Below are 22,389 nucleotides of genomic sequence, written 5' to 3'. Positions count from 1 at the left end.
TTGACCACATTATAGAAAAAATCTACTTTTTAATGTCCTATATCGGATTTTAGATATCTAAACTTTGTGGCACAAATTTATAATGTTAATAGATTTCAGATAGAAAATCGAATAAATTCCTTGTTAAAAACATTTGATATCTTACAAGAAAAAGAAAAGTTGTTGTGGGAATATTCAACCGGGATGCGCAAGAAAGTAGCATTTATTGCTGCGATAATCCACCTCCCGGAAATCATAATTTTAGATGAACCATTTGAAAATATTGACCCACTTTCACGTAGGAAAATGAAAAATATACTAAAAAGAATGAAAGAGAAAGGTACAACTATTTTAATTACTTCTCACGCTTTAGCTGAAGTGGAGGATTTTTGTGATGAAGTAGCTATTATAAACAAGGGTAAAATTGTTTATCAATCGGAAACGAGAGATATCCGTAATAAAATAAAAGACGAAGTAACAAGAGAGACATACCAATCACTTGAAGAAATATTCATAGATCTAACAACAGATAAAAAATGTAATGACGATATTCTTTCATGGTTGTAATACTTGAGAATTCAACATTCCCCAATATAAATAAGAGAAAAATTAATTAATCCCCTTTGCCGCAGGGGAAATTAATAACTAAATTAATGGAGGTGAAATATGAAAGAACTAAATCAACTTCAGATGGAAAAGATTATTGGGGATAAAGATGTAAATTATTGGTTATGTAATGCTGCGTTTATACAGATTGTATTTTATAATTTATTTCTAAAGAGAATATGAATATAAAAACAATAAACGATTTCATATTTCTTTCTGGTTGTTAATTTGTTTTATGGCATCTTTGCTAATATTTATTTAATGAATGAGAATAAGACCATTATCTTAGCTATTCCCGTCTCTGTTATTCCGATGCTTTGTGGGATTATAACTATTTTAGTTAGGGAAAAATTTAAAGATAAAATTAAATTTTATCATGAAAGTATTATAGAATTCGTTTTGATAAATTTTTATTCTCTATGATATTCCTTTTCGTACTGTTTTCCTAAAAGATTCTTATACATTAATCAAAATAGGAGCATTTATTATTATGGCTCTGATAGGAATATATTCATCTTATTTTATTATAGTTCATAACAAGGAACACAGACGACCACACGAGATAAATCTGTGAAAATCTTGTCTTATCAGTGTCATCAGTGTTCTAAAAAAGATTTAATTTTACAATTACTTTTCGAAATGCTTTTGTAATAAATAACCACTAAATAAAACGAAGAATTTTTTTTATATTGAATTATTCAATTTAAGTTCACAAAAAATTTCAGGAGAAAAAATTGAATTACACACCTTCAGATAGTCGTTATGATTCAATGAAATACAACCGCAGCGGGAAAAGTGGATTAAAACTTCCTGCAATTTCTTTGGGTTTGTGGCATAACTTTGGCGGTGTTGATGTATTTGAAAATGGAAGAGCAATAATACATCGTGCATTCGATTTAGGTATAACTCATTTTGATTTAGCAAATAATTATGGACCGCCTCCAGGTTCTGCAGAAGAAAATTTTGGAATCATTCTTAAAAAAGATTTCAAAGGCTATCGTGATGAAATGATAATATCTACAAAAGCCGGCTGGGGTATGTGGCCTGGACCTTACGGTGATTGGGGTTCAAAAAAATATTTAATTGCATCATTAGACCAGAGTCTTAAAAGAATGGGTTTAGATTACGTAGATATTTTTTATCATCATCGTCCCGATCCAGAAACACCACTTGAAGAAACAATGGGTGCATTAGACCAGATAGTTCGAAGCGGCAAAGCACTTTATGTTGGTATTTCTCAATACAAACCCGAAGAAACAAAAAAAGCTGCAGACATTCTAAAACAAATGGGTCATCATTTATTAATTCATCAACCGCGTTACAATATGTTTGACCGATGGATTGAAGATGGATTAACTGATGTGCTCGAAAAAGAAGGGATTGGCTGCATTGTATTTTCTCCTTTAGCTCAAGGATTATTAACAGATAAATATTTAACTGGAATTCCAGAAGGTTCTCGTGCTTCAAAACCCTGGGGATTTTTGAAAATCGAACAGATTACAAATGATAAATTAGACAAAGTAAAAAAACTCAATGCAATTGCTAAAAAGAGAAATCAATCTTTAGCTCAAATGGCTCTAGCCTGGGTTTTAAGAAAACCAGTTGTAACTTCTGCTTTGATTGGTGCAAGTCGTGTTGAACAAATTGATGATGCCGTTGGTACACTTAATAATTTACAATTTAGCAAGGATGAATTAAACGAAATAGAGAAAATTTTATCGGAATAAATTTCTAACTAATTTAGGAGTAATTATGAAAGGCAATCAAAAATTAATTGATACCTTAAATGAACTTTTAGCTGATGAATTAACTGCTATCAGTCAGTACATGGTTCACTCAGAAATGTGTGATAATTGGGGCTATAGTAAACTTCACGAAGCAATCGAAAAACAAGCAATTGATGAAATGCATCATGCAGAATGGCTCATTCAAAGAATTTTATTTCTTGAAGGAACTCCAGTAGTATCTAAATTAAGAGAGATGAAAATTGGTAAATCAGTTTTAGATTTTATTAATAATGACCAAGAAGCAGAAGCAGATGCAATTAAGGCATATAACAAAGCAATTACACTTGCTCGTGAAGTTAATGATGAATCTACTGCTGAGTTATTAACAAAGATTTTGAAGATGGAAGAAGGACATGTTGATTGGGCTGAAACTCAACGAGCACAAATTGAACAAATGGGTTTGGAAAGTTATCTGTCAAATCAAGTCTAATCAGTATGAAATGTTGAAGCTGACAAACAAACAAGATTTATTAAAAAAATAGAACACAGACCTGCATGCCGCAGGCAGGTGACACAGATTTGACAGATGACCACGAGATAAATCTGTGAAAATCATGTCTTATCAGTGTCATCAGTGTTCTTAAAAAATTAAATATGATTCTGTAATTGTGTAATTTTGCAACGAATAATTAATAGAGAACAAAATGAATTTCAAAGTAATCAAAAGCAATATTGTATTTGAAGGGAAAGTATTTAATGTCCGAGTTGACGATATTCAATACAATGGTTCTAAAAATTTAGCAACACGACAGGTAGCTGTTCATCCAGGGGGTGCTGTTATTGTTCCTGTTTTAAATAACGGGAAAATAATTTTAGTCAAACAATATCGTTATCCTCATAATGAAATTATTCTTGAACTGCCAGCAGGTAAATTGGATAAAGATGAAGACCCATTAAATTGTGCAATTCGAGAATTAAAAGAAGAAACAGGTTATACTACAAATAATATCATTAAGCTCGGAAAAATTTATACAACACCTGGATTTTGTAATGAAGTTCTGCATATTTACTTAGCAAAAGATTTGGGTGCTGGCAAACATAATCGTGAAGAAGGTGAAGAAGGAATGGAATTAATAGAACTTTCGATTGATGAGATTGAAGAAAAAATTAAAAATGGTGAAATAGTTGATGCAAAAACGATATGCGGAATAACAATGCTAAAATTAAATAAAGATATTGAATGATTAATTAATCACAGCTTTTGAATCACATTTAATAATCACAAAAAATCAACTGAAAAACCTGCAACCAATTATTCATTCGTTAATTCTTCTAATTCAACTTTTTGCAGGTGAGTAATTTTTTTTCCTAAAAATCGTTCTGCAACTTCATGGAATTTTGTTGGAACATCACTCACATAAAATTCTCTTTTTCCAAGATGGTTTGAATTATTTCTTAATCCACGTCCATTCAAATATTCTTCAATAATTTTTGCAGCGGGGTCTCCTGAATGAACAAGTTTTACATTTTTGCCCATAACTTTTTGAATTACATCTGAGAGAATAGGATAATGTGTGCAGGCTAAAACAAGTGTATCTATTTTCTTTTCTTTTAATTCTGTTAAATACTCTTTTGCAATTAATTCAGTAGCTTTGTGGTTAATCCATCCTTCTTCTGCTAAAGGAACAAAAAGAGGACATGCTTTTTCGATGACCTTAACTTTTGGATTTAATTTTTTTATTTCGTTTGAATATGCTTTGTTATTAATTGTTGAACGTGTGCCTATAACTCCAATTATTCCTTTCTTTGTTTCCTGCAATGCCATTTTTGAACCAGGTTCTATCATTCCAATAACAGGAATTGTAAGAAATCTTTTTAGTTCCTTTAGTGCAACTGATGATGCAGTGTTACATGCAACAACGAGTAATTTTATGTTTTTTCTTAATAGAAAATTAGCAGCTTGGAGTGTGTATTCAATTACAGTTTCGTTTGACTTGCTGCCATAAGGCACTCTTGCAGTATCTCCAAAGTAAACAATGTTTTCATTTGGAAGGAGTTCAATTACAGATTTTACTACTGTTAATCCTCCTATTCCGGAATCAAAGAATCCAATTGGATTAGTTCTGTTCATAAAGTTCATAATATTTCCTATAACATTTCTTCAATTGTTCTGGTAAGTTCGTATTTAATTAATTCATAAGAATTAGTAGAAACTTTTTTCTTGTTTCTATCAAGTACATAAAATGAATCCACGATATCATCAGCTTTGGTATTAATTTTTGCAAAATAAATTGAAAGGCCGAGTTCATTCATCTTTTTTGTTATCTGATATAAAAGTCCAAGTCGGTCAGGCGAAGAAATATCAATTATTGTGAACCTATCATGCTTTTCGAAAGATACCTTTACCTCACCTTTTCTTTTGAATAATTTATTTTCAATTCTCCACCATTTTGACTTAATTCTGTTAAATTCTTTTACAATCTGCAGTTCATTGGATACAGCAAGTTTGATGTCTTCAACAATTTTTGGATATCTTGAATCATTAACAACGCTGTTTGTTCTAAAATCAGTTACATTGAAATTATCAATCACAACACCATCTTTTCTTGTAAAAATTTTTGCATCGTGAATGTTAAGGTCGTTAATAGAGAGAGCACCGCAAAGACGGGATAAAAGTGCTTCAGAATCTTTTGTAATTACTGTAATGGAAGTGTAACCTCCTTCTTCTTTGAAGAATACAGAAACAGGCAATCCTTTGTTGATTTCTTCGATATGCTGATTAATTTCTTCTGCTGTAAAATATTGTAAATATCCAAGGTCATCAATTGAATCAATATGATTTCTTACGGTTTCGTCTGTAAAGATATCAGAAGTTTTCATAATTTCTTCCATACTAATTGCCAGCAATTCTTGTCCGGTAATTCTTTCTTCAACCATTCTCTTTGTTTTATAATAAAGTTCATATAATAGTTCATTTTTCCATTGAGTCCATACGACAGGTGATACAGCAGACAAATCTGCATATGTCAGTAAATATAAAAGGTCAATCAATTCTGATGAAGGGAAGATATCAGCAAAAATATTAAGTGTAGTAGCGTCATTAAGATTACGCCTGAATGCAACCTGTTCCATTGTTAAATGATGCCGCACAAGAAATTTTACTTTTTGAATTTCACTCTGACCATATCCTAATCTTTCCATTACGGAATTTGCAATTTCAGCACCAATTATTTCATGGCCCGAAACTGTAATTGGTTTTGCAATATCGTGAAAGATGACAGCCAGATATAAAACATCTTTTTCTTTTATGCTCTGGAAAAGTCGTCCCATGAAATTATTTTCATTATTCAAATTTTCGAGATTAGACAAAGCAACAAGAGTATGTTCATCAGCAGTGTAACAATGGTAAACTCCGGGTTGAAAGAAATTTATCATTTCTTTGAACTCTGGCAGAAAAGCTCCAAGCACTCCGAGTTCGTTCATTGCGTTCAAAGTTTTGCTTACATTTTTGGGGAGCTTTAAAATTTCTCTAAAGAAGACAGAAGATTGATGTTCCAGATTTTGAGTATCTTCATGGTCAACAACAGCTTCAATAATTTGTGACCTCAAATTATCATCAAAGCGTGCATCGTATAAACCTCTGTAATAAAATGCACGCAGTATTGTTGACATTGTGAGTTCAATATTTTTTGTTAAATAAATAAAATTACCTTTAAGCGTAAAATCATCATCTAATGGAATTGATAGATAATCCGAAATTGGCTTTGAAAGTTCTTCTTCAAACCTTTTTGTCATTGTAGTAGCAAATCTTTTGATAATGTTGGCAGACTCAAAATATTTTCTCATGTAGTTCTGCCAGTTACTTTCAGAATATCCATGGCGGTAAGCAATTTTTTCCTGGTCCGCAAATTCAAGTCTGTCATTTTTGTGTCCAGAAATTAAATGCAGATGATTACGTGTATTGAGTATAAATTTATAACTTTCCAGTATTCTTGCAGCTGCACGGGGGATAAGAATTTTATTTTCTTTCAGAATATTAATGAAGTTTTCTGTTTGAGTTATTTCATTTTGTGAATTAAGTATTATGCTGTTTTTTAATGAATAAATCCACTCAACTACCTGAAGGTCGCGTAAACCTCCCGCAGTAAATTTAACATTTGGTTCTAATACTTTTGCAGAGGCCCCATATTTTTGGTATCGAAGACGTGTATCTTCAAAGAACTCATTTATAAGAGTTTTTTTGTGGTTGTCTTTTAATATGCTTAATACTTTTTTATTCCATTCATTGTAAATTTTTTCGTTGCCACATAAAAATCTTGTTTCAAAAAATTGTGTAAAAGCATGCAAGTCTTCTTTAAGAAATTTTTTTATATCTGAAAACTCTCTAACTGTATGGGATACTTCAATTCCAGTATCCCATAAAATTGTAATACATTTTTTAACTATGTTATCATCATTATCAACTTTTTCAAAAATGAACATTATATCAATATCTGAATAAGGAGAAAGTTCGCGTCTTGCAAAACTTCCCACTGATGCAATAGCACAGTTAATTTTTATTTCTTTAAGTGCTTTCAAAATATACTCTTCAACAAGAACACTCCATTCTTTACAGAATTTAAAGGGGTCTTTGAGAATTTCAGTGTTGTTAAAAAGTAAGTTTCTGTCCTCTAAAAAATATTCTTTGAGTTTAAGTGCGTCACTCATATTAATTCTATAATCTGCAATTATAATTTAACAAATTTTGCCTGGAAGAAACGAAGATACTTTGGTTCGTAAACCATTTTAAGACCTTTAATTTTTTTTCTATCCTGATAAACCTGAGCAATTGATTCAACAGTAACATCAATGTGTGATTGTGTATAAACGCGGCGTGGAAATGTTAATCTTACAAGTTCAAGTTTGGGATAGCGGTTTAGTCCTGTTTTGGGGTCTCTTCCGGCAGAAACAATTCCGCGTTCCATTCCTCTTACACCGCTATCAATATAAATTTCTGCTGCTAATGCCTGAGCCGGGAAATAATCCTGTTTGATATGTGGTAAAAATTTTTTTGCATCAAGAAATATAGCATGGCCACCAAAAGGATAAACAAGAGGAATGCCATATTTTTCAAGTTGATTGCCGCAATATTCAATTTGTCCAATTCTTGAACTGATGTTTTCAAATTTTACCATTTCTTCTATTCCTCTTGCCATTGCTTCCATATCTCTTCCAGCTAATCCGCCATATGTGTGGAGACCTTCATAAACCACAACGAGATTACGGGCTTCTTCATAAACTTTTTTATTTCGTGTTGCAAGAAAACCTCCTATGTTCACCATCAAATCTTTTTTTGCACTTACCCATAATCCATCAAAATATGAACACATTTCTTTTAAAATTTGTGCAATGGTTTTGTTTTCGTATCCTTTTTCTCTCATTTTTATGAAATAGGCATTTTCAGTTGCACGAGTAGCATCGAACCAGAGTTTAATTCCATATTTTTGGGAAAGAGCATGAACTTCTTTTAAATTTTCCATTGAAATTGGTTGACCGCCTGCCATATTTACAGGGCCTGCAATACTTACATAAGGAATTTTTTTAGCGCCAACTTTTTTAATTAGGTCTTCAAGTTTGTTTAAATCAACATTGCCCTTGAATGGATGTCTGTTTTGCGGGTCATGGGCTTCGTCAATGATAACATCTACAAAAGTTCCGCCTGCTAATTCTTGATGTAATCTTGTTGTTGTGAAATACATATTCCCTGGAATATAATCACCGGGTTTAATTAGAATTTTTGAAATGATATGTTCAGCTGCTCGCCCTTGATGAGTTGGCACGAAATAAGGCATACCATAATATTTCTTTACATTATCCCATAAGTAATAAAAATTTCTGCTGCCTGCATAAGCTTCGTCTCCCATCATTAAACCAGCCCATTGATAATCACTCATTGCATTTGTTCCGCTGTCTGTAAGTAAATCAATATATACATCTTCAGACCTTAAAAGGAAAGTATTGTAACCAGCTTCTTTGATGCATTTTTCACGATATTCTCTGGTTGTAATTTTAACGGGCTCGACCATTTTTATTTTAAAAGGTTCTGCCCAGCTTTTCTTGATAATTTTTTTAGCCATTGTGTGACCTCATATTTTTTAGTTTGGTAGCTTTTGGCTATTATTTCTTTTTATATTCAACAATAACATCAGAATGAATTCCACCGCGTGTGTTGAACTTAGCAGTAATTTTCATGTAACGAGGCTGCAAAACTTCTACAAGGTCGTTCAAAATTTTATTGGTAACAGCTTCAAAATAAATTCCATCATTGCGATAAGACTGAAGATAGAACTTGTAGGATTTTAGTTCAACACAAAGTTTATCTGGAATATATTCAAGAATTATTGTAGCAAAATCGGGCTGTCCGGTTTTAGGACAGAGGGAAGTAAATTCCGGCGCAGTGTGAATTATGATGTAATCCCTTTCAGGATTAGGATTTGGAAATGTCTCGAGTATTTTTTGTTTCTCGTTCATAGTCTTAAATTTTTTGTTAAACATATTTAGGTTTTACTTTGTATGGTATTGGGTCTTCAACTTCAGCTAATTGAAAGCCACGCAGTCGAAATGCGCAGCTATCGCATACTCCGCAAGCTTCATCTTCATTTTGATAACATGACCATGTTAAATGCAGCGGTGCACCTAATTCAATTCCTTTCTTAACAATTTCTGCTTTTGAAAAATGAATAATTGGAGTGACGATTTTTATTTTTGTTTCGGGTTTAGTTCCAAGGTCAACCATTTTTTCAAATGCTTCGAAAAATTCAGGCCGACAATCGGGATATCCGCTTGCATCTTCATAAACAGCGCCAATAAAAACTGCTTCTGCTTTTAAGACTTCTGCCCAGCTTACACAAACAGAAAGTATGTTTGCATTTCTGAAAGGAACATATGAAGTTGGAATTTCTTTGCTTTGCAGATTTGCTTTTGATACTTCAATATTATAATCAGTTAAGGATGAGCCACCGATCTTAGAAAAGTGTGTGAAATCAATTATTAATCTTTTTTCAACACCGTAAAAATCTGCAATGTCATTAAAAGCTTTGAGTTCTCGTTTTTCTGTTCTTTGCCCATAATTGATATGAACAAGAGCAAGTTCATATTCCTGATTTGCTATCGCGGCTGTTACACAGCTGTCCATTCCTCCGCTTAAAGATGCAACTGCAATTTTATTTTTTATCATATCTTATTTCTATTAATTATTATTGAAAAAATAGCAAATTAGCTTTTGATAAAGAAAGAATTAGAAGATTACTTTTAATGCAGGAAATCTTTCTAAATTTTTTTCCAGATTATAATAGTAAATGCAATAATTAAACTCACTATAGAAGAAATCAAGAAAGGAATTGAAGCTCCAAATTTATCCCATAAAAATCCTGTAATTATTGAACCGCACATTACACCCAAACTCATAAGAGTTGTAAGAAGACCAATTGCTGAACCACGGAAGTTAACATCGATAATATCGCTTATCCATGCCTTTGCAATTCCTTCTGTTGATGCGGCATAGATTCCATATAGTGCAAAACATATCCAGATTACAAATGGTTTTGTGTTAAATGCAAATACGAAGTAAACAATCGAAAAAATAAATAAACCAGTTGCAAAAATTTTTTTCTTGCCGAATCTATCGGATAAATTTCCTACTGGATAAGATGACAATGCATAAATTATATTATAAAAAATGTATCCCATTATTGCTGTGGTATCTGAGTGTGAAATATTTTTTGACCTTAGAATTAAAAATACATCGCTACTGTTTACAATCGAAAATATTGTTAACAGAAATAAAATGATTTTATAATTTTTAGGTGAAGTTTTCCAGAAATTTTTAAGGATATTTTTTGGGTTTACAAAAGATTTTGCAGGAACATCTTTTACAAAAAGTGTAAAAGCAATTGCAAATACTGATGGAATAAAAGCAAGAATAAAAATAAGCTTATAATTTTCAGGATATATTTTTAAGAGAGAAATTGCTGCAAGAGGTCCTGCTACCGCCCCAAGTGTGTCCATTGCACGATGAAAACCAAAAATTGAACCGGAATTATTATCAGTTGAATAACTGCTTAAAAGAGCATCGCGAGGTGCTGTTCTAATGCCTTTTCCAATTCGGTCGGTTACCCTCGAAAAAATTACAGTTGATATGTAAGGTAAAATTCCGGGCAAAGGTTTTACTATGCCGGAAATTCCATATCCAATAGTTACAAAAATTGACCTTTTTCTTAATTTGTCAGACAAAGCCCCGAAGTAACCTTTTAATAATCCTGCTGTGACTTCTGCTATGCCTTCAATTAATCCAACAACAGTCATTGATGAGCCAAGAACAGAGGTTAAAAAAAATGGAGTGATGGGATAAAGCATCTCGCTTGCAAAATCTGTAAAAAAGCTGATTAGTCCAAGAATTACAACTGCTCGAGGAATTTTCTTTTTCATGTTTGATAAAATTTAATAAACAAATCTAAGAAATATTTTTGAGTTGACTATTAACAAATAACTTTTAACATTTATAATGTCAATTCATTACTTACTCATTAATATGCTTGGGGAAGTATATCTTTCAAAATTTTCTCCCAAATAATAAAGGAGGAACTATGGAATTTTATGAATTACATCCCGTTACACCTCAACTGCGTTATATTCACAAAGCTGTAGAAGTATTAAAAAAAGGTGGTGTAATAATTTATCCTACCGATACAGTTTATGGAATTGGTTGTGATATTTATAATCATGAAGCTCTCGAAAGAATTTATGAAATAAAACATGAAACTGGCACAAAACTTTATAGTTTTATTTGTCCTGATTTGAAGGATATTTCGAAATATGCAAAAGTATCTGACTATGCTTATAAAATAATGAAGAAGTTATTGCCGGGTCCTTATACATTTGTTCTTCCTGCTGCAAAAGAAGTTCCGAAAAAGTTATGGACAAAGCGAAAAACGGTTGGCATAAGAATTCCTGACCATAAAGTTGCTCTTATGCTTGCTAAAGAACTTGGAAATCCAATTGTAAGCACAAGTGTTACTAATCGCAAAGGAGAAATTTTGTATGACCCTGAAGAAATTCGATTAATTTTTAACACAAAAGTTGATTTAATGTTATCCACTGGTGCCCTCGAAGGTGAGCCATCGAGTATCATAGATTTAAGTCAGGAAGAACCCGAAATTATTCGTGTTGGTGCAGGAGATGTAAGTATGTTTGTTTAGTTTAATAGGTGTTATACGAAAAGTTTTTTAAGTATTGAAATACGTTAAAATTATGGGGTGTCTAAAAAGTAATTATACAACTATAATATCTGTGAAAATCTTTTACAATCTGAGTCATCTGCGTTCTACTTTTTTAAAACAAAACTTTTTAGACGACCCCTTTCACTGAAATCCATGAATTCTCATAATCATTTCTAAAATATTTTACTTTTTAGAAAGATTTATATTTTTATTCTTTTCTGTAAACTATTGTTGCAGAAGCCTGTTGAGCTGCAAGTAAAGTTATTTGTGCTACATTTACATGAGGAGGACGGGTAGCACAGAAAATAACTGCATCAGCCACATCTTCCCCTGTTAATGGAGTTAAACCTTTGTAAACTGCTTTTGCTTTTTCTTCGTCTCCATCAAATCGAACTCTGCTAAAATTTGTTTCTACAAGTCCTGGGTCAATTGTACTGACCAAAATATTTTTATCTATTGTATCCATTCTCAAGGATTTAGTTATTGCATCGACTGCATGTTTTGTTGCACAGTATACTGCACCTCGGGGGTAAGCTTCGTGTCCTGCAATTGAACCAATATTAATTATATGGCCAGATTTTCTTTCAATCATTCCGGGCAATATTGCATATGTAACATAAAGCAATCCTTTGATATTTGTATCAATCATTTCTTCCCAGTTATCTGGATTATCCTCATAAAATTTATTTAGTCCACGTGCAAGGCCGGCATTATTAATTAGTATGTCTATTCTATTCCATTCATCAGGCAATGAATTAATTGAGTTAAAAACTTCTTCACGATTTTGAACATTCAGCTTAAATGAATAGACTTTAACATTGTATTTTTTTCTTATGTCTTCAGCAATTTCGTTTAACAGTTCTAATCTTCGTGCATTAATTATAATATTTGCTCCTTCCTTTGCAAAAGCATAAGCACATGCTTTGCCGATTCCGGAAGTAGCCCCTGTTATAAAAACAATTTTTCCTTTTAATGACTGCATAAAAACCTCATAAATTTGTTTATTAAAATTAACTATCTTTTTTATGATTCAAATCATAGAAAATAAATTTTAGTATGAGAAAAAAATTATTATTTTTTATTGAAGATTAATTGAGATATGTATGAATTATGAATTAATAGAAAAAGTTAAGGAATATGTTCTGTCACTCCTTCAATCGAGAATTTCTTCAAACCATGTTTATCATGATGTTGACCATACACGAAATGTAGCAGAAGCAACTGAAATTATTGGAAGAGCATCAAACCTAAGCAATGAAGAACTTGAGATTGTAATAATTGCAGCATGGTTCCACGATTTAGGTTATGTTGAAAAAGTAGAAGGTCATGAAGAAATAAGTGCTGAATTTGCAGAAGAATTTCTTTTAAAAGAGAATTATCCCATTGAAAAAATAGAAAAAATTAAAAAGTGTATTTTGGCTACAAAGGTTCCTCAAAATCCTCAAAATATTTTAGAGGAAGTTATATGTGATGCTGATTTATCTCATCTTGGTAAAAAAAGTTTTAAGCATCGCAATGATTTATTCCGCGAAGAATTTGAATTTTATTTTGGAAGACAATTAACAGAAGCTGAATGGATAAAGAAAAGCATTGATTTTTTGAATAATCATAAATTCTTTACAGAATTTGCGAGAAGAGAATATGATGCTCAAAAGAGTAGAAATTTAGAGAAATTGAAAGAAGAGTTAAGAAAACTTTCATAAATCTAGTTGATGAAAAAATTATTTCTTTTAAGACACGCAAAATCAAGCTGGGAAGATTCAACTCTTTCAGATATTGAACGCCCGCTGAATAAAAGAGGGAAACGCGACGCTCCTTTCATGGCAAAATTAATCAGGCAAAGAGAAATTTTAATTGATGCAATTTATTCGAGCAATGCATTACGTGCATTGAAAACTGCAGAAATATTTTCAAAAGAATTAAATATCAAAAAAGAAAATTTTATTGTTGAAGAAAAAATTTATGAAGCTAAAATAAAAGAACTTTGTAATGTGGTAAATGATATTCCCGATGAATATTTCTCAGTAATGATTGTAGGTCACAATCCAGGGTTAACAGCTTTTGCGAATTTTCTTGGGAATAAATACATAGATAATATTCCCACATGCGGCATTGTAGGTTTAGAATTTAGATTAAAAAAATGGAAAGAAGTTGAAAGGGGCACTGGAGAAATTTTTTTGTTCGAATATCCGAAAAAGTATCTTAAATAAATTTTAATAAATAGATGTCATTCCATATTTGCCGCAGGAATACATCATTAAAATAGATGCAACATCAATTGCTGCTCTTTTTTCCTCGTCTTCTGGAATTACAAGGTCATAGACTTCTGCAACAAATTTCATATTCATGAGAATTTTTTTTAGTTCTGAATATGTTGGTTCGCCGTGCCAGTTTGCAACTCGTTTTACAAGATTTAATTCATTGCGTCTTAAAAATTCTGTGAATGTAATTACATTGTAACTTAGTTTTGTGCGAGGTTTACAAATTGTTATTAAGTCATTAGTATATTGATCCCACTTGCGGGCAAGGTCTTCGTTTTTATCATACATTAATTGAATTGCTTTTTCGGGAGTAAATTTTGCTCTCGTATGAACTTTAAATTTTGGGATTAATGCATAACCGTCATAACTAACAATATCTGTTCCTTTTTCGACGTATTTCCAGTTTCTCAATAATTGTGTTGATGTAACAACACTAACAACTTTTTCCAATTCACTATCTATTACAACAAATTTTCCTTTTTGATAGCTTACTACAGTGTTCCAGTGTTCCCAATTTTTAACACTAAGAATGCATGGATAACCTTTTTTAAGATTTTGAATCAGCAACCGACGGGCATCATCTGGATTACTGGATTGAAAATGTTTCATTCTGCAGTTAAATCTTCTTGCAGCACGAGCAAGTCCAAATTCATCAGTTCCAGCCCACCATGTGCTTCCGGCAATAATGCCTATTTGGTCTTCGTCCTTAAAAATTCCAAGCATGACGAGGGCATATTTAAGAGCAAAGGGACCACACTGATATTTATTAGGCTGTGGGTAAAAACTCAAATTTTAATACCTGTTTTCAATCCGCAGCAAAAATAATAAAAGTTTTGTAATCCCCAACTTTTTTATTTTCTTTGTAAAAAAAATTTTTCAAACCTATGAAAGTAGCAGTAGTTTTTAACGAAGTTGAGACTTATACTTATAAAAATGAAGAAAAGAGAAAAAATTTGGATTTTACACCATATTTTGAAATTGAAGATACACATCCCTTCCATGAATATGAAAAAATAGTGAATTCACTTAAAAAGTCAGGTTATGATGCATATCTACTGAATATAAAAGACAATTTAAATTTATTTATAGAAGATCTGGAGAGGAATAAGCCAGATGTAATTTTTAATCTTGTGGAACTATATAAAGACCAACCCAAACTCGAAATGAATTTTACAGGTTTATTAGAGCTATTGAATCTTGCTTATACCGGAGCTCCACCAATTACACTGGGAACATGTCAGAACAAAGTTTTGACCAAGCGAATTTTAAGTTCAATAAGAATTAAAACTCCTCGCTTTAGAATTATTAAATCCTCAGATGAATCTATAAAACACAATTTACATTACCCATTGATTGTAAAACCTGCTTTCGAAGATGCAAGTGTTGGAATTGATAACAATGCAGTAGTTTATGATTTAGATTCTTTAAGAAAGAGAGTACAATATCTTTTTGATTATCTTAATCAGCCAGTTCTGATTGAAGAATTTATCTGGGGAAGAGAATTGAATGTTGCAATCTTTGGAGATAAAAAACCTGAAGTTCTTCCGATAAGTGAAATAGATTTTTCAGAGTTGCCTGATGATTTGCATCCTATTGTAAGTTTTCAGGCAAAGTGGGACCCTTATCATATAGCTTATCATAAAACAGTTCCTGTTTGTCCTGCACTGCTTGATGATAAAATTAGAAAAGAAGCAGAAAAAATTGCATTAAAATGTTTTTATGCTTTAGGTTGCAGAGATTATGCAAGAGTGGATATGCGTCTTTCGAAAGACAACAAACTTTTCGTTCTCGAAGTCAATCCAAATCCAGATTTACAGGAAGATGCTGGTTTTATGAGGTCTGCGTCTCATGCAGGTTATTCTTATGATACAGTTTTGAAAATGATAGTTGATTTTGCCTATCAAAGAAAATTCAATAATCCTGATAAATAATTCCAAATATTCTCAAGATATTTTTACATGAAATTTTTTATTGAGGTAAGAAAAAATGAAAGTATTAAAATTTGGCGGAACATCAGTTGGAAATTCTCAAAGCATAAATTCTGTAATCGAAATTATTTCTGATTATTTGAAGAGAAAAGAAAAAATTACTGTGGTTTGTTCTGCTATGTCAGGAGTAACTGACGATTTAATCAATGTGGCTAAAAAAGCAGCTAAAGGAGATGAAACATTTGAAGAAAATTTTTTGAAGATAAAAGAAAAACATTTAACTACACTAAATGATTTAATTACAAATTCCAAAGTTGAAAAACCCAAAATATTTGTTGAACAAACACTACAGGAACTGTATTCAATATTAAAAAGTGTTTTTCTGCTGAAAGAACTTACAGCTCGAACACTCGATAAAGTGATGAGTTTTGGTGAATATTTATCATGTTATATCATAGCAGAAACAATGAGCACAAGAGGAATAAAGTGTGAATTTTTAGATGCAAGAAAAATTATAAAAACTGATGAACAATTTGGCAATGCAAAAGTTAATTATGAAGTTACTACAAAATTGATTAAAGAATATTTTTCAAAACATAAAAAGTTGCAGATAATTACAGGATTTATTGCATCAACAATTAATGGGGAAACAACCACATTAGGAAGAGGCGGCTCAGATTTTACTGCCTCAATAATTGGAGCAATACTTAATGTAGATGAAATTGAGATATGGACAGATGTTAATGGTATAATGACAGCAGACCCGCGAAAAGTACAAAATGCATTTCCGTTAAAAGCTGTTACTTACGAAGAAGCAATGGAAATGTCGCACTTTGGTGCTAAGGTAATTTATTCTCCTACGTTACTTCCGGCTCTTCAAAAGAAAATAAAAATAAGAATCAAGAACACATTCAATCCATCTTTCAAAGGAACATTAATATTGCCTCGTGAACCCAATATTAAATTTAACATGAAAGGAATTTCTTCGATTGATGATATTCATATGCTTCAGGTAGAAGGAAGCGGGTTGATTGGTATAGAAGGAATTTCTGCTCGTATTTTTAATGCTCTTGCAAAAGAAAAAATAAGAGTACTTTTAATTACTCAAGGTTCTTCGGGACATACAATTTGTCTGGCAGTTTTTCCATCAGATAGTATTAAGGCTAAAAGAGCAATTGAGAATGAACTCAAATTAGAAATATTTGAACAACAGGTAAAAAGAGTGGAAATAATTGAAAATCTTTCGATGCTTGCTGTGGTTGGAGAAGATTTATTGAATACACCCGGTGTTCCCGGTATGGTTTTATCTGCACTGGGACAAAATGGAATAAATACAATTGCAATTGCGCAAGGTTCATCTCAATTGAATCTTACTATTGTAATTAAAAAAGAACATCTTAAGAAAGCACTGAATGTTCTTCATGATGAATTATTTTCAGCCAGGAAATTGTAATTTGATATATGAATAAAAATTCATAATTATTAATAAATTTGCGCCAATACTTGACAAGCGAACATTAAAAGTATATTTTTGCCGCAAATAAATTTTGTTCTTTATAATTAAGTATCATCAAGAAAGGTCGAGGGAACAGGCCCGATGACACCTTGGCAACCATCCCTAATTGGGAAAGGTGCCAAATCCTGCCCCAACTTTATGTTGCGGGAAAGATGAGAAAGAGAATTTTTCATAAACCTCTTCTGGATCTTCCCGAAGAGGTTTTTTTTTACATAAAAACAAATAGGAGAAATAAATGAATAAAAAATATCGATTCGAAACTTTGCAATTACATGCAGGTCAAGAACCAGATAAAACAACTAATGCTCGTGCAGTTCCTATATATCAAACAACTTCTTATGTATTTAATAGTGCTGACCACGCAGCTAAACTTTTTGGCCTGCAGGAGTTCGGAAATATTTATACACGTATAATGAATCCAACTACTGATGTGTTTGAAAAAAGAGTTGCTGCTCTTGAAGAGGGCATTGCCGCTCTTGCAACATCTTCAGGCCAAGCAGCTGAAACTTTAACTATCACTAATATTGCTCAAGCCGGTGATAATATAGTTTCAACAAGTTTTTTATACGGAGGAACTTATAATTTATTTAAAGTTACTCTGCCTCGTTTGGGAATTAATGTAAAATTTGTAAACTCAGATGAACCAGAAGAATTTGAGAAAGCAATCGACAAAAAAACAAAAGCAATTTTTATTGAAACTATTGGTAATCCCAAATTAAATGTTCCAGATATTAAAGCAATTGCCGATTTAGCACATTCTTACAAAATTCCTTTAATTGTAGATAATACTTTTGGTGCAGCTGGTTATCTTGCAACTCCGATAAGACATGGAGCTGATATTGTAGTTGCTTCTGCTACAAAATGGATTGGCGGGCATGGAACATCAATTGGCGGAATTATTATTGATTCAGGAAAATTTGATTGGGGGAACGGAAATTTTCCAATGTTTACAGAACCAAGTCCTGGTTATCATGGATTAAAATTCTGGGATATTTTTGGAAAAGATTCTCCTTTTGGAAATATCGCATTCATAATTCGAGCAAGAGTGGAAGGATTGCGAGATATAGGACCATGCTTGAGTCCATTTAATGCTTTCTTGTTCTTACAGGGACTCGAAACTCTTTCTCTGCGAGTAGAAAGACATTCTCAAAATGCAATGAAACTTGCTGAATGGTTAAAAAATGATAAAAGAGTAACATGGGTTTGGTATCCAGGATTGAAAGACCATCCATATCATGAACAGGCTAAGAAATATTTGAATCATAATTTATTTGGTTCAATGCTTGCTTTTGGAATTAAAGGCGGATTGGAAGCCGGCAAAAAATTTGTTGACAGCGTTGAACTTGCAAGTTTACTTGCTAATGTTGGTGATGCTAAAACTCTTGTTATTCATCCTGCATCTACCACACATCAACAATTATCTAAAGAAGAACAACAGGCTGCAGGTGTAACCGATGATATGATTCGCGTTTCTGTTGGACTTGAACATATTGATGACATAATTGAAGACTTTGATCAAGCACTCGATAAAGCATGCAGCTGAAGTAATTTCAAAGAATTTTTTTGATTAAAGAGTTAACAGAATGTTAAAACCTAAAACTAAATTTGTTGAGCTGTTCAAAGATAAACCTTTGATGCTGTTAAATGGGAAGCAACTTAAAAACATTAGAGTTGCTTATCAAACTTATGGTCAATTAAATAAAGCTGGCGATAATGCTGTCTGGATTTTTCATGCTCTTACGGGTAATTCTCATGCAGCTGGTATTGTAACCGAAGAGGAAATTCAAAATTCCTCTTCGTATGAATTTCTAACAAAGTATAATAAAATGTTTCTTGGAAAAACCGGCTGGTGGGATGCACTAATTGGTCCTGGAAAAATTTTTGATACTAATAAATTTTTTGTGGTATGCAGTAATTTTTTAGGCGGCTGTTATGGAACAACTGGGCCATCAGATATTAATCCATTAACTAATAAAAAATATGGATTAGATTTTCCTGTTGTTACAGTTAGAGATATGGTTAATGTTCAAAAGGAATTAGCTGATTACCTTGGTGTAAAAAAAATCAAAGTAGCCACTGGGGGCTCACTTGGTGGAATGCAAACACTTGAACTTGCAATTATGTATCCAGGATTTGTTGAAAAAATAATTCCAATTGGAGCTTCGGCAGCACATTCAGCTTGGGCAGTTGCACTAAATGATATTGCTCGCTCTTCAATTATGAATGACCCAAATTGGATGAATGGAAATTATGAAATTCAACCAAAGGCAGGACTTTCCAATGCAAGAAAAATTGGAATGATTAGTTATAGAACAATGATTTCTTTCCAGAAAAGATTTAATCGAGATAGAGTAAATGAGAATGATGAATTAAATCCATCGAATAAATTTCAGGTACAAAGCTACCTTGATTATCAGGGTGAAAAACTTGTTAACAGATTTGATGCAAATTCTTATTTGTATATTACATGGGCTATGGATTTGCACGATGTTGGTTATATGAGAGGCGGAATTAAAAAAGCACTCTCTTCAATTACAGCAAAAACTTTGTGCATTGGAATTAATTCCGATATTTTATATCCTGCAGAAGAACAAAAAGAAATTGCTTCTCAAATTTCAGGTGCAGAATATGCAGAAATTGAATCTGATGTTGGACATGATGCTTTTTTGATTGAGTTTGCTCAGCTCGAAAGGATATTCTCGAAATTTATTTATTGAAAAAGGGTGTCTAAAAAGTAATTTTTCATTATTAAGTTTTTAAAAACATGTGTTTTCAGTGTCCAACTTTTAAATTACTTTTTAGACAACCCCTGTTAAAATTTACTTCTTAATTTTACCTTCTTTTAATTCATAAACTATTCTATCTGCCTTATAAATTTTTTCTGCAGCATGAACAATTGCTCTTGCATCAACACCCACACAGCGGTTGTTATGCGGCATGTAAATAAAATTACCAACTATACTATCCATATTTCCATCGAAGGCAAGACCAACTACCTCTGCATTTTTATTGATAATAGCGCTTCCTGAGTTTCCACCTACAATGTCATTTGTTGAAATGAAATTAAATGGAGTGGAAAGGTCAAAATCAGATGGGATTTTTGTCCATCTTTCGTGTAAATCCCAGGGATATTCTTTGTTGAATGAATACCATCTATCATATAAACCATAGAATGTTGTGAAGAGAGGAGCTTTTGTTCCATTGTAATCAAAACTTGCAAGCTTACCATCACTAATTCTTAATGTAAAATTAGCATCAGGGGGAATAGATGTTCCATAAACACTGAAGAGTGCCTGACCGAGCATATCATCATAAACTTGAGTTGTGTTCGAAATTTCACGGGCAAGTTTTTGCAGTTCAGGTAATTTTTCTTGAGATTCTTTTATAAATTGAATCAAAGGGTCAGACGAATTCAAAATTGCATCTGCTCCTTTTTTTGCAAGGTCAAGAACTTTGTCTCTATCAGCAATAATTGATTTTGCTAAAAGATGTTCACCGGCAGCTTTTCCTTTTTTGTTGCCAAAGAGATTTTGAATGTAATTATCATTGTCACCTAAATTCATTCTCATAAAATCAGCCCAAATCCAGAGTTTTGTGTTTTCGAGAAGTTTATCAATTTTTTCTGGATAAATTGAAAAAATTGTCGAGTCAAGTTTTTCACCTTTGTGTTCTGGAGAGCGTTCACTTTCAGGTTTGCCTAATTCTTTTGCAAGGTCAATTAATTTTTTTGCAATTGAAAAATATACAGGCGTGAACCTTGGATTAATTGTGTATGCCGCAATTTTTGGTCCATAGTTTCTCATTTCCATCTGTGTCTTTTCAATGTTTTCCCAGACAGTTCCATATTTATTTTTTAAATCTGGATTATTCCAAACAGCTTCCTGCAATTTTCTCTGGAAATCTTTTTTTCTTGCCATTAAATAAGGGTCTGATAATCCTTTGTAAATAGTTGTAATTACTTTTTGGCTGTTGCCAATATTTACTCTGATTTTTTCAAATTCATCAGCTCGTTTTGGCTCAACTTTTTTGAGTTCTTCGAGTGCATTGTAATATGTATCAAGCAGAAATGCATTGTTTTTATAAACTATGTCGCGCATGTATTCGAGTTGAGCAACTGTTTTAAGTCTTTGAGTTGTTCCTGGATTTCCAACTGTGAAAATTGGTTCGTTTGGGTCAATACCCTTCAAAGTAAAATTGAAGAAGTTATTTACTTTTACTGGTTTATCATTTTCATAAGCTCTGTAAAAAGTAAAATCAAGATTGTAGCGTGGATATGTAAAATTATCAAAATCTCCGCCGAAGTAGGCTATTTGCATATCAGGTGCAAAAACAAGACGTATATCATTATATCGTTTATATCCATACAAAGAATATTTAGCGCCATTAAATAGTGAAACAACCTGAGCAACAAGACCAGTCTCTTTTGTTAAATTATCTGTGAGTTCTTTAATTTTTCCTTCTTTATTCTTTGCTTTTTCTTCAGGGGTTGAGCCGGTTTCTGCAGCTTTTTTAACTTCTTCTGTTACATCTTTGATTAAAATAAGCTGGTCAGCATAATAATTTGGAATCTTTCTTTCTTCTTCCAGAGTTTTAGCATAAAAACCATCCTTGACTAAATCCTCGCCTTCTTTTGAAAGACGTTCTAAAATTCCACGAGCACAATGATGATTTGTCATTATCAAACCATCTTCAGAAACAAATGATGCTGTGCAATTTGATAATCTGAGTGCAGATAGACGAACATCCTCAAACCATTCTTCGTCAACATCAATTCCATATGTTGTTTTGATATAATCAACCGGCGGATAATCGAACGACCACATTTTGCCGGTATCAAAACGCTGTGCTTTTACAGTATCTAATTTAATTTGTGCATTAATTGAGATGAAAAATGTAAAGAGAAAAAATATTACTGAAAGACTTAGAAATGATTTTTTCATATAACACCTAAAATTGTGTAATGATATATTATTGTATTGAAAAAATAAAACACTTATAAATCATAACCAATAGTTATAATGCAAAAGTTTGTTCATTGAAAAAATTTTGTGAGAAAAAGGATAAAATTTTTATAACTGCATAAATTTTGTGATGGGTTTTTGTTTTAATCAGTAA

21 protein-coding genes and 1 riboswitch are annotated in these 22,389 nt (G+C 32.1%); of the genes, 12 read left to right on the top strand and 9 right to left on the bottom strand.

Going from position 1 to position 22,389, the window contains the following annotated elements; all coding sequences use genetic code 11:
• Positions 1-66 precede the first annotated feature (66 nt).
• From VJY32_RS08735 to VJY32_RS08715, 5 genes are all read left to right on the top strand, one after another.
• Positions 67-546, top strand: a complete 480-nt coding sequence (locus tag VJY32_RS08735; protein ID WP_353677529.1) for an AAA family ATPase — start codon at positions 67-69, stop codon at positions 544-546.
• A 99-nt stretch (positions 547-645) separates the two neighbouring features.
• On the top strand, positions 646-768 hold the full coding sequence (locus tag VJY32_RS08730; RefSeq protein ID WP_353677528.1) for a hypothetical protein: 123 nt from the start codon (positions 646-648) through the stop codon (positions 766-768).
• Between the two features lie 551 nt (positions 769-1,319).
• Entirely contained in the window at positions 1,320-2,312 is a 993-nt protein-coding gene (gene mgrA / locus VJY32_RS08725) for an L-glyceraldehyde 3-phosphate reductase (RefSeq protein ID WP_353677527.1), read from the top strand.
• A gap of 25 nt (positions 2,313-2,337) precedes the next feature.
• The gene (gene bfr / locus VJY32_RS08720) at positions 2,338-2,802 is read left to right on the top strand and encodes a bacterioferritin (protein ID WP_353677526.1); all 465 of its coding nucleotides are present in this window, start codon (positions 2,338-2,340) and stop codon (positions 2,800-2,802) included.
• 214 nt (positions 2,803-3,016) lie between these two features.
• On the top strand, positions 3,017-3,556 hold the full coding sequence (locus VJY32_RS08715; RefSeq protein ID WP_353677525.1) for an NUDIX hydrolase: 540 nt from the start codon (positions 3,017-3,019) through the stop codon (positions 3,554-3,556).
• 68 nt (positions 3,557-3,624) lie between these two features.
• On the opposite strand, the gene murI is transcribed toward VJY32_RS08715, so the two are convergent.
• The 6 genes from murI to VJY32_RS08685 all read right to left on the bottom strand — a co-directional run bounded on the left by murI (position 3,625) and on the right by VJY32_RS08685 (position 10,778).
• Complete coding sequence (gene murI / locus VJY32_RS08710; RefSeq protein WP_353677524.1) at positions 3,625-4,452, bottom strand: glutamate racemase; 828 nt, start codon at positions 4,450-4,452, stop codon at positions 3,625-3,627.
• An 8-nt stretch (positions 4,453-4,460) separates the two neighbouring features.
• Entirely contained in the window at positions 4,461-7,019 is a 2,559-nt protein-coding gene (gene glnD, locus VJY32_RS08705) for a [protein-PII] uridylyltransferase (protein WP_353677523.1), read from the bottom strand.
• Between the two features lie 20 nt (positions 7,020-7,039).
• Positions 7,040-8,428 carry a tyrosine phenol-lyase gene (locus VJY32_RS08700; protein WP_353677522.1) on the bottom strand — a complete coding sequence of 463 codons (1,389 nt, stop codon included), beginning with the start codon at positions 8,426-8,428 and terminating at the stop codon, positions 7,040-7,042.
• Between the two features lie 40 nt (positions 8,429-8,468).
• Positions 8,469-8,822 carry a preQ(1) synthase gene (gene queF, locus VJY32_RS08695; protein WP_353677521.1) on the bottom strand — a complete coding sequence of 118 codons (354 nt, stop codon included), beginning with the start codon at positions 8,820-8,822 and terminating at the stop codon, positions 8,469-8,471.
• Positions 8,823-8,838: 16 nt separating this feature from the next.
• Complete coding sequence (gene queC, locus VJY32_RS08690; protein WP_353677520.1) at positions 8,839-9,528, bottom strand: 7-cyano-7-deazaguanine synthase QueC; 690 nt, start codon at positions 9,526-9,528, stop codon at positions 8,839-8,841.
• A 92-nt stretch (positions 9,529-9,620) separates the two neighbouring features.
• A complete protein-coding gene (locus tag VJY32_RS08685) occupies positions 9,621-10,778 on the bottom strand; it encodes an MFS transporter (protein WP_353677519.1) in 1,158 nt (385 codons plus the stop codon).
• Positions 10,779-10,936: 158 nt separating this feature from the next.
• Here VJY32_RS08685 and VJY32_RS08680 point away from each other — a divergent pair, with 158 nt between their 5' ends.
• On the top strand, positions 10,937-11,548 hold the full coding sequence (locus VJY32_RS08680; protein ID WP_353677518.1) for an L-threonylcarbamoyladenylate synthase: 612 nt from the start codon (positions 10,937-10,939) through the stop codon (positions 11,546-11,548).
• Positions 11,549-11,777: 229 nt separating this feature from the next.
• Here VJY32_RS08680 and VJY32_RS08675 read toward each other — a convergent pair whose 3' ends face one another.
• On the bottom strand, positions 11,778-12,551 hold the full coding sequence (locus VJY32_RS08675) for an SDR family NAD(P)-dependent oxidoreductase (RefSeq protein ID WP_353677517.1): 774 nt from the start codon (positions 12,549-12,551) through the stop codon (positions 11,778-11,780).
• 121 nt (positions 12,552-12,672) lie between these two features.
• On the opposite strand from VJY32_RS08675, the gene VJY32_RS08670 reads away from it, so the two are divergent.
• Both VJY32_RS08670 and VJY32_RS08665 read left to right on the top strand, forming a co-directional pair.
• Positions 12,673-13,272: an HD domain-containing protein gene (locus VJY32_RS08670; RefSeq protein ID WP_353677516.1), complete on the top strand. Its 600-nt coding sequence runs from the start codon at positions 12,673-12,675 to the stop codon at positions 13,270-13,272.
• 9 nt (positions 13,273-13,281) lie between these two features.
• Positions 13,282-13,779, top strand: coding sequence for a SixA phosphatase family protein (locus tag VJY32_RS08665; protein ID WP_353677515.1), 498 nt, complete (start codon positions 13,282-13,284; stop codon positions 13,777-13,779).
• 3 nt (positions 13,780-13,782) lie between these two features.
• Here VJY32_RS08665 and VJY32_RS08660 read toward each other — a convergent pair whose 3' ends face one another.
• On the bottom strand, positions 13,783-14,619 hold the full coding sequence (locus VJY32_RS08660) for a cysteine peptidase family C39 domain-containing protein (RefSeq protein WP_353677514.1): 837 nt from the start codon (positions 14,617-14,619) through the stop codon (positions 13,783-13,785).
• 95 nt (positions 14,620-14,714) lie between these two features.
• Between VJY32_RS08660 and VJY32_RS08655 the strand changes: the two genes are divergently transcribed.
• From VJY32_RS08655 to metX, 4 genes are all read left to right on the top strand, one after another.
• Positions 14,715-15,761, top strand: coding sequence for a D-alanine--D-alanine ligase family protein (locus VJY32_RS08655; protein ID WP_353677513.1), 1,047 nt, complete (start codon positions 14,715-14,717; stop codon positions 15,759-15,761).
• A gap of 55 nt (positions 15,762-15,816) precedes the next feature.
• Positions 15,817-17,211 carry an aspartate kinase gene (locus tag VJY32_RS08650; protein WP_353677512.1) on the top strand — a complete coding sequence of 465 codons (1,395 nt, stop codon included), beginning with the start codon at positions 15,817-15,819 and terminating at the stop codon, positions 17,209-17,211.
• 111 nt (positions 17,212-17,322) lie between these two features.
• A riboswitch (SAM riboswitch) is annotated at positions 17,323-17,433 on the top strand.
• A gap of 76 nt (positions 17,434-17,509) precedes the next feature.
• Positions 17,510-18,817, top strand: a complete 1,308-nt coding sequence (locus VJY32_RS08645; protein ID WP_353677511.1) for an O-acetylhomoserine aminocarboxypropyltransferase/cysteine synthase family protein — start codon at positions 17,510-17,512, stop codon at positions 18,815-18,817.
• A 40-nt stretch (positions 18,818-18,857) separates the two neighbouring features.
• Complete coding sequence (metX, locus tag VJY32_RS08640; protein WP_353677510.1) at positions 18,858-19,991, top strand: homoserine O-acetyltransferase MetX; 1,134 nt, start codon at positions 18,858-18,860, stop codon at positions 19,989-19,991.
• Positions 19,992-20,093: 102 nt separating this feature from the next.
• On the opposite strand, the gene VJY32_RS08635 is transcribed toward metX, so the two are convergent.
• The gene (locus tag VJY32_RS08635; RefSeq protein ID WP_353677509.1) at positions 20,094-22,214 is read right to left on the bottom strand and encodes a S46 family peptidase; all 2,121 of its coding nucleotides are present in this window, start codon (positions 22,212-22,214) and stop codon (positions 20,094-20,096) included.
• Positions 22,215-22,389: the final 175 nt, after the last annotated feature.

Origin of the sequence: Rosettibacter primus (assembly GCF_036860675.1) — a bacterium.
GTDB classification, from domain to species: domain Bacteria; phylum Bacteroidota; class Ignavibacteria; order Ignavibacteriales; family Melioribacteraceae; genus Rosettibacter; species Rosettibacter primus.
Note: the sequence above shows the minus strand (reverse complement) of the source record. Positions and strands in the feature narration are given on the sequence as shown.